14 protein-coding genes are annotated in these 12,244 nt (G+C 34.2%); 13 read left to right on the forward strand and 1 reads right to left on the reverse strand.

From position 1 onward, the window contains the following. The first annotated feature begins 9 nt into the window (after positions 1-9). Positions 10-1,812, forward strand: a complete 1,803-nt coding sequence (locus J4050_RS04950; protein WP_208152895.1) for an acyl-CoA dehydrogenase FadE — start codon at positions 10-12, stop codon at positions 1,810-1,812. A 73-nt stretch (positions 1,813-1,885) separates the two neighbouring features. On the opposite strand, the gene J4050_RS04955 is transcribed toward J4050_RS04950, so the two are convergent. Next, on the reverse strand, positions 1,886-3,355 hold the full coding sequence (locus tag J4050_RS04955) for a T9SS type A sorting domain-containing protein (protein ID WP_208152897.1): 1,470 nt from the start codon (positions 3,353-3,355) through the stop codon (positions 1,886-1,888). 217 nt (positions 3,356-3,572) lie between these two features. Here J4050_RS04955 and J4050_RS04960 point away from each other — a divergent pair, with 217 nt between their 5' ends. The 12 genes from J4050_RS04960 (at position 3,573) to J4050_RS05015 (ending at position 12,226) form a co-directional block, all read left to right on the forward strand. Then, positions 3,573-4,784: a nuclear transport factor 2 family protein gene (locus J4050_RS04960; protein WP_208152899.1), complete on the forward strand. Its 1,212-nt coding sequence runs from the start codon at positions 3,573-3,575 to the stop codon at positions 4,782-4,784. An 82-nt stretch (positions 4,785-4,866) separates the two neighbouring features. Further along, on the forward strand, positions 4,867-5,058 hold the full coding sequence (locus J4050_RS04965; RefSeq protein ID WP_208152901.1) for a hypothetical protein: 192 nt from the start codon (positions 4,867-4,869) through the stop codon (positions 5,056-5,058). Positions 5,059-5,148: 90 nt separating this feature from the next. Further along, a complete protein-coding gene (locus J4050_RS04970) occupies positions 5,149-5,700 on the forward strand; it encodes a Pycsar system effector family protein (protein WP_208152903.1) in 552 nt (183 codons plus the stop codon). Between the two features lie 14 nt (positions 5,701-5,714). Continuing rightward, entirely contained in the window at positions 5,715-6,470 is a 756-nt protein-coding gene (locus tag J4050_RS04975; protein WP_208153329.1) for a DUF6090 family protein, read from the forward strand. 181 nt (positions 6,471-6,651) lie between these two features. Continuing rightward, positions 6,652-6,987 (forward strand): hypothetical protein, encoded by a 336-nt coding sequence (locus J4050_RS04980; RefSeq protein ID WP_208152905.1) that lies wholly within the window; start codon positions 6,652-6,654, stop codon positions 6,985-6,987. Positions 6,988-7,055: 68 nt separating this feature from the next. Next, positions 7,056-7,787: a DUF6090 family protein gene (locus J4050_RS04985; RefSeq protein WP_208153331.1), complete on the forward strand. Its 732-nt coding sequence runs from the start codon at positions 7,056-7,058 to the stop codon at positions 7,785-7,787. Next, positions 7,780-8,508 (forward strand): DUF6090 family protein, encoded by a 729-nt coding sequence (locus J4050_RS04990; protein ID WP_208152907.1) that lies wholly within the window; start codon positions 7,780-7,782, stop codon positions 8,506-8,508. The genes J4050_RS04985 and J4050_RS04990 overlap by 8 nt, the downstream gene beginning before the upstream one ends. Continuing rightward, the gene (locus J4050_RS04995) at positions 8,508-9,278 is read left to right on the forward strand and encodes a DUF6090 family protein (protein ID WP_208152909.1); all 771 of its coding nucleotides are present in this window, start codon (positions 8,508-8,510) and stop codon (positions 9,276-9,278) included. The genes J4050_RS04990 and J4050_RS04995 overlap by 1 nt, the downstream gene beginning before the upstream one ends. Further along, positions 9,271-10,059 (forward strand): DUF6090 family protein, encoded by a 789-nt coding sequence (locus tag J4050_RS05000; protein WP_208152911.1) that lies wholly within the window; start codon positions 9,271-9,273, stop codon positions 10,057-10,059. The genes J4050_RS04995 and J4050_RS05000 overlap by 8 nt, the downstream gene beginning before the upstream one ends. Positions 10,060-10,090: 31 nt before the next feature. Then, entirely contained in the window at positions 10,091-10,780 is a 690-nt protein-coding gene (locus tag J4050_RS05005; RefSeq protein ID WP_208152912.1) for a DUF6090 family protein, read from the forward strand. Further along, entirely contained in the window at positions 10,777-11,508 is a 732-nt protein-coding gene (locus tag J4050_RS05010; RefSeq protein ID WP_208153333.1) for a DUF6090 family protein, read from the forward strand. Before J4050_RS05005 ends, J4050_RS05010 begins: the two co-directional genes overlap by 4 nt. A 31-nt stretch (positions 11,509-11,539) precedes the next feature. Continuing rightward, entirely contained in the window at positions 11,540-12,226 is a 687-nt protein-coding gene (locus J4050_RS05015) for a DUF6090 family protein (RefSeq protein ID WP_208152915.1), read from the forward strand. Positions 12,227-12,244 lie beyond the last annotated feature (18 nt).

The following is a 12,244-nucleotide window of genomic DNA, read 5'->3' on the forward strand; positions in this document are numbered from 1 at the left end:
ATAAGAGTGATGGAAACAATAGAAAAAGAATTATTAAGAGGTGGCCAGTTCTTGGTAAAGGAGACAAAAAGCGAAGATGTCTTTACACCAGAAGATTTTAATGAAGAGCAAACCATGATGAAAGAAGCTGTTATTGAGTTCAATGACCGTGAAATCATTGCCCATAGAGAGCGTTTTGAGAATAAGGATTTTGCCTTTACCGAAGAGTGTATGAAAAAAGCAGGTGACCTTGGCTTTTTAGGTGTAGCCGTTCCTGAAGCCTATGGAGGAATGGGCATGGGCTTTGTCTCTACAATGCTGGTTTGTGACTATATCTCTAGTGGTACAGGTTCATTTAGTACAGCCTTTGGAGCACATACAGGAATTGGAACCATGCCAATTACGCTTTATGGTACCGAAGAGCAAAAATTAAAATATGTACCAAAATTAGCCACTGGCGAATGGTTCGGTGCCTACTGCTTAACGGAACCTGGAGCTGGTAGTGATGCCAATTCTGGAAAAACTACGGCAGAATTAACTGAAGATGGCAAGCATTATAAAATTAATGGTCAGAAAATGTGGATTTCCAATGCTGGATTCTGTAAACTCTTTATTGTTTTTGCCAGAATTGGAGATGATAAAAATATCACTGGATTCATAGTTGAAAATGACCCATCTAACGGAATTACCTTAGGTGAAGAAGAACACAAATTAGGAATTCGTGCAAGTTCTACAAGACAGGTATTTTTTAATGACTGTATGGTCCCTGTAGAAAATATGCTAGCGGGTCGTGGTGAAGGATTTAAAATTGCCATGAACGCGCTAAACGTTGGTCGCATTAAATTGGCTGCCGCATGCTTAGATTCGCAGAGACGTATAACAACCACGGCCGTTAAGTATGCTAACGAACGTAAACAATTTAAAACACCAATAGCAGACTTTGGAGCTATTAAGGCTAAAATTGCCGAAATGGCAACTAGTGCCTATGCAGGAGAAGCAGCCTCTTACCGCGCAGCTAAAAATATTGAAGATAGAATTGCATTAAGATTAGAATCTGGAAATACCCACCAAGAGGCTGAACTGAAGGGTGTTGAAGAATACGCCATTGAATGCTCTATTCTTAAGGTTGCCGTATCAGAAGACGTACAAAACTGTGCAGATGAAGGGATACAGATTTTTGGTGGTATGGGCTTCTCAGAAGAAACACCAATGGAAGCTGCTTGGCGTGATGCCCGTATAGCACGTATCTATGAAGGCACTAATGAAATCAACCGTATGCTTTCAGTGGGTATGTTGGTTAAAAAAGCTATGAAAGGTCATGTAGATTTATTAGGTCCAGCCATGGCGGTTGCAGATGAACTCCTTGGAATTCCTTCATTTGATGTCCCAGATTACTCTGAATTATTTTCTGAGGAAAAAGAAATGATTGCCAAGCTCAAGAAAGTATTTTTAATGGTTGCTGGTTCTGCAGTCCAAAAATTTGGTCCAGATTTAGAAAAGCACCAGCAATTATTGCTAAACGCCTCTAATATTTTAATTGAAATTTATATGGCAGAATCTGCGATTTTACGTGCAGAGAAAAATGCTAAACGCTATGGAGAAGAGTCTCAAAAAGAGCAAATAGCCATGGCTAGGTTGTATTTATTCAATGCTGTTGAAATCATTAAGAAAAATGGTATGGAAGGCGTTATTTCTTTTGCTGAAGGTGATGAGCAAAAAATGATGCTTATGGGCTTAAAGCGCTTTACAAAGTATGCCAATTATCCTAATGTGGTGCAGCTTAGAAATACCATTGCTGAAAAAGTGAAGGCAGAAAACAAGTACTGTTTCTAGTTATTTTAAGACTAAAACAAATAAAAGCCAATTCAAACAGTTGAATTGGCTTTCTTTATTTATAACTGGCCGCTTATTTTTTAATGAGACGTATTACTGATTTGCTTTTACCAGTATAAATTGCTGCAAAATACATTCCAACTTTAAATTCCGAGCTGTCTATTGTAACATTAGTGGTAGAGGGTTCAAGTGATTTTACCTTTTTCCCAAGAATATCAAATATTTCAATTTGAGTAATGTCAGTGTTTAGGCCATCGATATTCCAATAATCTTTTGTTGGATTTGGGTATACAGAAAATGACGCCTGATTAAATTCTTCTGTGCTCAATGCGTTCTCTGTACTAAAGTAAATATTATCAAAATATATAATACCATTTCCTGTAAACTTAGTTTGCTTAATATCAGTACCATCCCAACCTGCATTAAAGTTTGAAAAATGGGATAATTCAATGAAAACACTCACCCACTGTCCTTGAACCAAAGGTTCATCCGAGGCTGGACCAAAACCATAGAAAGGCTCTGCTGGATTGCCACAACAAACTGTCTGAGATAGCGAATCATCAATTAGAAAAAACTCAAACTGGGTGGCGGTTGTTGCAAAATAATCTAAATGTACGTAAGTATAAGGCGTTGTATCTTCTGGAGTCCACTGCGAACCAAAAAAATCGAGATTAAACAATTTACCTGTCATATTACCGTCCATTTCAATATCAATTTCAGTATAAGTTCCAGTACCCCCAAAAGAATTAAATATAAAATTAGAAACGCTCTGTCCAGGAAGTTCCGAATAAACGTACAAATCCGTTCCCGTAGAACCAAACTGAGGTGCAGAAGTTGGCGGGTCTGGGATACAAGTATTAGGACAAGAACCTCCACAGTCCACGCCTGTTTCATCGCCATCCTCAATACCATTGGTACACGAAGGTCCTGGAGGGTCAGTTAATTTATTGGCACCCCAAGTTATATTATCAACTAATAAGGTAAGATTAGATGGCCTGGGATTTGAACCCGCTGGACATCTCCAGTCTGCATAAACTACGATTTGATCTACATTAACATTGTCACCACTATTGGCTCCAGTTTCTATGTTCCAGGTTAATGTTTGCCATTGGCCAGCACCTGTATAATCACCTTGGGCATCAGAGATTTCAAATACAGTTCCGTCGGTAGCATTCACCATCTTAATTCCTATACGACCTTCGGAAAAACTACTGTTTATGTCCATACTGAGCGACAGATTACTGGGCACTCCAGCATCTAATTGCCATGTCCCTAAGGTGCCATGTTCATTAATAACACCTGCATAGCATGCAGAATTCTGATCAACATCTATTTGAAGTACTTTAGTAACCGCTACCGTACCACCATCTGTATCTGGGTTGTCAATAATCTGAATAACGGGATCTGGTCCCTCAAAGGTTCGCCAATAATTAAGGAAACCGTCATTATCCGAGGTTTCGAAACCAATATTATATTGGGTCTGCTGGGCAAAACCAAATAAAACAAATAAAAAAACGAAAACAGAAAGTGTAACTTTTTGCATGTAGATAGAATTGAAGTTAAATATGATGTCACCAATATAGACATTTTAAACAAGATACCACTTATCTATTAGGCCTAACCTCATTTATTTAATAGAACGATAAGGAACTGATGCGCTTATGGATTAATTGGAGTTGCTAATTTTTATATCTTTATAATACCTTACCAACTTATATATGAAATATTGTTTTTTATGCCTTGGGACAATTTTTTTTTCATTGTTACAGGCTCAGCCCAATACCGAGATTATTCTATTTGATTTAGAAACTCAACCTAAACTAACACTTTCAAATTTTCAAAATATATCCAATAATGAAGGTTATGATAATCAGCCTTCGTTTCTGAGTGAATCACGTATTTTATATGCCTCTACTCGTAATGGACAGACTGATATTGCACAATTCTTTTCAGAATACAACTCTAAAGTTTGGATAAACTTTACGGAAGGCGGCGAATACTCACCTCAAAAAATACCCTTACAAAATGAGGTTTCTGCTGTAAGATTAGATCCAGACGGTAAACAAGCTTTGTACAGTTATAGTCTGAGTAATGGCGGATCTACACCCCTAATCAGTGATATGGTAGTGGCCTATTATGTGTGGGTCAATGCTACGACAGTTGTGTCTTCAGTTATTGAAAACGACCAACTCAATCTTTATATTAGTAATGTTGAAACAGGGGCGCACAAAAAAGTTGCTGAAAATGTTGGACGATCTATCCATCTTGTTCCAGACACCCAACTCGTAAGTTTTATTTCTAAAAGCGATGAAGCAGATTGGAAAATTAAGTCGCTAGACCCTGAGACAGGTAAAATTTTATTATTGGCTAGCACCCTAACTGGTGTTGAAGATATGTGTTGGTTGGATAAGAGCACTATGCTTGCTGGTAAAGGTTCAGAATTGTATATGCTAACACTAAGACGTGATATCAATTGGAAGAAAATTGATGATTTAACTGCATATGGCGTAACAGAAATTACGAGACTTACCGTAAATATTACGGGAACGAAACTTGCCTTGGCTGCTGAATTAAACACCAATTCTGGGTCTAAAGAAGAAGCGGAGGCGGTCAAAGATGAACCAAAACCATCTGATTCGGACGATTCGAGTTTTGAAACTGTTGTACAACAACAATTGGATGCCTATAATCGACGTGATATTGATGCCTTTATGGCGACGTACTCGGATGATATAAAACTCTTTAATTATCCCAATGAACTCAGAACTGATGGTAAAACCCAAATGCGAGAAAGTTATATACAGTGGTTTAAAAGTGCACCAGATTTAAAGGCAACTCTCAAAAAACGCATAGTCATTGGCAATAAAGTCATTGATGAAGAGGAAGTCATGGCCAATGGACGTACTTTTCAAGCCGTGGCTATTTATGAAGTTGAAAATGGTTTAATCACCAAGGTTACCTTTATTCAATAATGTAACGTTTCAATGGTTTAGTGTACCAATGATTAATTACTTCTAAATTTATTAACTACTCTAATTTTAAAAACCAACCATCATGGGACTATTCTGGGATTTAATCCAACAAAGCGAAATTGAAGAACAAAAAGGCAAAGCAGAATCGCTAGAAGAACGTGTTGTTGTGCTTGAAGAAGACCTTAAAAAAACAAAAGCACTTCTTCTCAAAACCTTAAAACTACTCGAAGAACGTTCTGGAACAGATATCAATGATGATGGACAAATAGGATAAATTACAAGGCATTTATATTCTCAATATTCAACAATGGTTTTTGTAAACCAAATTCCTGTTGTATTTTTCAGATTATAAAATCCCTAGCTCATGGCAGATAACGATCCATCTAAAAAAATCCTTACCAATCATACTGAAGATTTAGTAGATCATTATTGGTATACCATAAGTTATGTGTCTGCTTTAATTAAATCTTCTGAATTGAAAGCCGGACTCATCTTATCTTTTTACGGTATTATTTTAAATTTTATTTATCAGGGTGCGCAGTCCTTAGAGACTGATGTAACTAAAGACATAATTTTGCTTGGTATTATTATATTATGGGTACTAATTACTGCCATTTCTATCCTATTCTGTATTCGTTGTTTTATTCCAAAAATTGAAGGGAATTTTGATAAGAACATGTTCTTCTTTAAGGATGTTATATCGCGTTATGGCAATATTAAGGAGTTTTCTAAATCATTTTTTAAAATGAGCATTGATGAAGATGAACTGTTTCTTCAGCTAGGTGAACAAGTTTATATAGTCTCTAAAATTGCAGATTGGAAATTCAAGAATGTAAAACGCGCTATAAACCTCTTAGCAATTGGCTTGATTGTTTTAGCGGTTGGAGGTATTTATATTTTCTTTTTTAAATTGTAACGATTTATTTTTCGGTGATAAGATTTCTTAGACATATTAGACAATCACTTATTCTAAAAGGCCAAACAGGCAAATACTTAAAATATGCTGTTGGAGAAATAATCCTTGTAGTTATAGGTATTTTAATTGCACTACAGATTAACAATTGGAATGAAAACCGAAAAACTACGGCGCAACTCCTCGGATACTTACAAAGTATCAGTAAAAACATACAATTAGATACCATAGAAATTAATCTCATCAAAAACCGACGAGAACGCCACAACAAAGCAGCTTTGGATTATATGGAATGTGTTTATAAAGACTCTATGTCAATAGATTTAGTAAACCGTATAGCTCCTGTAATGGGAGAGCGATATTTAAACGTTAATAAAACAGGTTTTGAAGCCTTAAAAAGTTCTGGTTTTATTGTACAACTTCAAGGACTTAAACTAGAGGATGCCCTTTTGGACTATTATGCTTTTTATGAGGAAATCCATGAGAGTGAAATTAGCCTCAATAATTTTATTGAAACCATGGAAGCAGGCTTGTATGAAGGCAATTACAACGAGATTTCTAATATATTTAAGGTCTTTTTGGGTGATATCCCTTTAGAGGATATGCCTGCTAAAAAAATTAAACTAGCTGCCGAGCAATTTTACAAAAACAGTAAAATGCTTGGTATGATGCAGCGTGTTGCTTCAGAAAAATATTTTTCGGTATATGATACCCTTAAAGTAAAGGGTCAGCATATAGTAACATTAATAGACAAGGAATTAAAGGCTAATTAAAACCAAAATAAGTAGTTAGAATTTATAAAATAGCCTGTATAGTGCACATTTTCTTAAGGCCTTGAACAAAAGAAAATTAAAATATGCTATTTAAGTTATGTTGCCTATCTTTAAAGTATCCTAGGTCCTACCCTACTAACCTCTTTTGGTAATTAGCTATTAACCAAAAACCACATTAATTATGCCATCTCAACCTAACCAATGGGATAAATCAGAACTACAACTTTATATTTTTCTACTCTGCGCAAATGCAGATAATCAAGAAACAGAAGCAGAACTCAACATTATTAAATCTAAATTCAATGGCGAAACCTTCAAGTCCATTTATGCTGAATTTAATAGAGATAATGAAAAGAAACGCCTAGAAAAAATTGAGAGCGCCATAAGTGCGCATCACTTTACCACCATGGAACTCAGTGCCTTTAGAACTGAAATCCATGAGATATTTATGTCTGACGGTCGCTTAAGTCTACACGAAGGAAGGCTAGACAGTCTTCTAGACAATATCTTATATTAAATATAGCTCTGTAATGCCATTTGTTGATTAAGCCCACTATAGGCTTAATCCCAATTATATCAAAATCTATGTTTAAAATCTTCAGGCAAATACGATATAGTCTTGTGAATAAAAATCAAACCACCAAATACTTTAAATACGCCATTGGCGAGATTATCCTTGTCGTTATAGGTATCCTCATTGCTTTACAGATTAATAATTGGAATGAAACTCAAAAAGAACATAAAATTGGTATACAGTTCTTAAAAGGTATACGCGCAGACATAAAAAAAGATATTATTCTAGTAGATAGCATACTCAAAATGAATCAAAAAACATTTAGTGTAATCAGTAGTATTGATTCAGTGTTTCACAAAAAACATTTTTATTATGCCCAAGAAAACAGTTTTTTATTCGTGAAACCTGACACCATAGATTTTGAACATGTATTTTACAGAAACGTATCGTTTAGACCAATTAACGGCACTTATAATTCTTTAATTTCTGATGGAAAAACTGCTTTAATAAAAAACAAACCTCTTCTTGATAAAATTCAACGAATTTATAATGAAAACCACCAACGCCTGGCGAGCAATTACGAAGCCATTAAAAATTTAGAAAACGGCATTGCCACCAAGTATGCCTTTGAAAAGCAAAACTGGACCTATACAGATTTAAAGAAGGCCAAAAACCAACCGATTTTTTACGATTTAGTAAATTTTACTGAACAAAAATATTGGTATTGTCTCAATTTAAACCGCATTAAAGCCAATAGCCAAGACGTAATTGCACTAATCGGCAAAGAACTTGCTAATGATTAAATTCTTTAGACATATAAGACGAAACCTTATGGAAGCAGGAAAAACAACCAAATACCTCAAATACGCCATTGGTGAAATCATTCTCGTTGTTATTGGGATTCTAATTGCACTACAGATTAATAGTTGGAGCAATAAAAGAGCAGCCAGAAAATTAGAAAAACGTTACCTATCAGAGCTTATTTTAGATTTACAAACCGATTCCATAGTTATCTCTCAAGCTAAAGAAAAATCAGATTTTCAAACCTTAGCAAAGAATAAAGTCTTAAAGTATTATGAGGGAAAACAGATAAGTGAAGATTCTTTAATTTATTTTTTTGGAGAACAATGGCGAAATGTTTCCAAATTTCATCCTATCACTACCACGCTAGACGAGATGAAAAGCACTGGTAACATTGGTGTTATTCAAAACACCACTTTAAGGCGTAAAATTTTAGAAACGTATAATTATTATACGACTCACATTAATAATGGTCAAGAAAGGTATTTGCTTCAACAACATGCATTGGGAGAACTTGTTCAATCTAGTGCACCAAATATATTTAGTGACCTTTTTAATGAATCTGAACCATTGGATATTATAAGTTTACTAAACAACTTTGAAGTTAAGAACCGGTTACTAGGTAACGCTGCCAGTGGGTTTAATAGTGGTCTAAATAGACTGCAGTCTAGAAATAGTGATTTACTCAGTGCTATAAGATCAGAATCCCATAATATAGATTAATGATTAAATTCTTTAGACACATAAGACAACAATTGGTTATGGAAAACAAGACTTCCAAATACTTTAAATACGCAATAGGTGAAATAATTCTTGTAGTGATTGGAATTTTAATTGCATTGCAGATTAATAACTGGAATGAGACACGAAAAAATAGAACTATAGAACAAGACTATTATTGTCAATTATTAAATGATTTTGAACTCGATAAAGCACAAATCCTTTCACTAAAAGCAGAAGCTGTTAAAAAGATTGAAACGGGCAAGCAATTAATCAAACATCTTCACCAAAAGAATAAAACAAAAAATGAATTACTTACAGAGTACATATATACCGTAAGAGGTATATCCTATGTACCCATCGATGTAACATACACGGATTTAAAATCATCTGGAAATATAAATCTGCTAAAAAACAAAAATCTAAAACAATCACTCATTAATTATTATTCAAACTTAGAAAGTCTCAATGATAAGTTAATTAAAAATAGAGATTTTAGGATAGAAAAACTTTTAAAAAGTTGGGATAATGTGTTAGAATTAGGATGGCAAGAGTTGGCTATATCTAAGCAATTAAACTTAGATTCAGAACTTTTAGATATTCTACCAAAAAACAATTGGCATTTAGATTCTAGCAGTATTTATTACAAGAGGTTTCAGGAGGTAGTGTTTATCGGGATGTCGCTATCAAGTCGAGAGCTCGAACTTTTTGATATCATCCTTGCAGAATTAGAGCCCATAAAAAATGAATTAAATTCAGCCTGCTATGATTAAATTCTTTCGTCACATACGTCAAAACTTACTTATGGAAAACCAAACAAGTAAGTACTTTAAATACGCCATTGGTGAAATCATTTTAGTGGTTATAGGGATTTTGATTGCCTTACAAATCAACAATTGGAATGAAAAAAGAAAAGAAAGCAAACAAGAAACAACCATTTTAAAGAGTCTAAAAAATGATATTCAATCAGACCTAAAGGATTTAAATTTTGAAATAGACTTCAAGAAAAAGATGATTATAAAATATGCGAATTGTTTGGATATTTTAACAGACAAAAAGGAAGGCACCAAGGCTGATTTTTTCAGAGATTTTAAATCTATTTTGCAAATAGGTGGTTTAACATTAAACGTTACCACCTTTAACAACCTTCAAAATAACGGAGAGCTAAAATTAATCACAAATAAATCCTTAGCAGATAGTATTGTGGGCTATTACAATACCGATTATCAGGGTTGGGAAACAGCCTTACGAGATTATACGAGGAATAATTTCGCTCCTTATTTATTGGAATTTGATTATGTTCCACCGCATGACATAGAACTTATTGAACCTCAATTACAAGCTTTTTTAGAGCAATTCTCCGAGAATATTGTCGACTATAAAAAAGCACAGCAGCCTCTAGAAGCCTATAAAAACAATTATATGATCATTAATATGCTGCGCTATAAATCGAGAAACATCCTGGGGTTACTAGCAGCATATACCAGACAAAAAGAATACGCCATAAATTTGAATAACTCTATTGATGACTATCTCAAAAAGATAAATGATTAAATTCTTTCGCCATATCCGTCAATCTCTTCTTATGAAAAACCAAACAAGTAAATATTTTAAATATGCCGTTGGTGAGATAATTCTCGTGGTTATTGGTATTCTCATTGCACTGCAGATAAATAACTGGAATGAAGCGCGTAAATTAAACATAAAGGAATCTATTTATTTAAAAGGGTTAAAAGCAGATTTTGAGCAATCAAATCTCGCTTTGGAACGGGTAATTAAGAAAACTTCCAGAGTTTCTAAAAGAGTTGATACGCTTGTAAGCCTGATCAAAAAAAATGGTAATGAACTGTCAGTAATCCAAATCGATACTTTAATAAGTGGAAGTTCTGGATTTACAGTATTTATGCCCAGCGAAGGCGTAATAAATGATATCATTGGCTCAGGTAAATTAGATATGGTAACCAACAAGGTGCTAAGAGAGAAAATTGCATCCTGGGATGCTGATCTTAAAATGATCAGAGAATTTGAAAACCTAGGTAAGACTATATCTAATAATTATTCAAATCACATAAGTCAATATTTTGATTTGGCTAATTTTAAGTTCAATGAACCTACTTTCTTAAATGATAAACGACATCAATTTCTTAACGATCATATAATGACCAATTACATGGCAAGAATATTCGGAAATTCTATGACGCTTAATGCGCTCTATAGAGAAAAAACAACAGAGATCGATACCTTAATTGGTATTATTAACACGGAGCTAAAATGATAAAGTTCTTCCGTCAAATACGAAAAAACCTCATGGAGCAAAATAAAACAAGCCGCTACTTTAAATACGCCATTGGTGAAATTGTCTTAGTAGTTATTGGTATCCTTATTGCCTTACAAGTCAATAATTGGAATGAGAATAGAACATTAGAACACACACAGACAAGGTATTTAAAGCAACTAGCAACAGATATTGATTCCATGGGTTTTCAATACAAAGGTATTGTTAAATACACGAAAGCAAATCATCTTATTGCTTTGGGTGTTTATAGCAATCTCAAGTCTTGTGAAATATCTGATGACCAAAAAATTAATTTAGATCAATTGCTTATTACTTACAACGAATTAGGAAAATTATTCCAAATTAGAGATACCTATGAAGAAATGTTATCTGCAAATCTTCTGGCTGGTATTGAAGACAAACAACTTAAAAGTATTATTACAGAATTTTTTGCGCAAAGAGATGCCATGATGCTCTACATTAATGATTATCAGCGAGATTTAAGTATGGACTATCAAGTTATAAAAGACCATGTGGTTTTTGGTTTTGATACGATGAATCAGCCTACAGTAGAATACGAAGTATCCAAATTATGTCAAAGTCCAGATTTTATAAATGCAATTGTTGAAGTCACACGGAAGCGGGAAAATCTTTATCGAATGACCCAAATTCTATCGCAAAAACTTGAACAAATGCACAGTATGCAATTACAGAAAGCTTATGATTAAATTTTTCCGCCATATTAGACAATCCTTAATTATGGAAAATCAAACAGCCAAATACATTAAGTATGCCATTGGCGAAATTGTCCTTGTAGTTATAGGAATTCTCATTGCATTACAGATTAATAACTGGAATGAAGGGCGAAAGTTAAAAATTAAGTCAAAAGCACTTGTTGAAAAAATCGTTAATGACCTCATCACGGACACACTCAATATAAACGCACTTATTGAAAGAAGTAATACACCAGAAACCAATATCGAAGACTATTTTAAGTATTATGACAGTCTTTCGGTAAATGATGCTAACGTAGATAAATTATTGGATAGCATTAATAAAGTCAAAGCCTATTACATGAATTATTATCCAGTAAACAGTACGTTTAAAAATATGGAGTCTGAAGCTGCAGAAAACCTTTTAACACTAGAACAACGCGATTGCCTTATTGCCTTGAGTGCCAGGCAAGATGAAATAAAAATTATTATTGATAACTACATTCAAACTGCTGTAGAACAGAGTGAATTAGCTAGTGCTTTTTTGGGCGAGCCAGCTGATTTCTACAAAAAACTAAATATTAAAAACAGTAAAGAACGGAAAGCTCAAGCATTGCTTCATAGGCATTTATTTATGGGAGCATTGAAACAATTGTACTACTATATCGAGGTAAGAGGTAAAGACATTAAAGAGCGTTCTAAAAAAGCTATAGAGTTACTTAAGCCTGACTAATCTGCTAAAGCCTAACAA

The sequence above is a fragment of the Winogradskyella pelagia genome, assembly GCF_017581965.1.
GTDB classification, from domain to species: Bacteria; Bacteroidota; Bacteroidia; order Flavobacteriales; family Flavobacteriaceae; genus Winogradskyella; species Winogradskyella pelagia.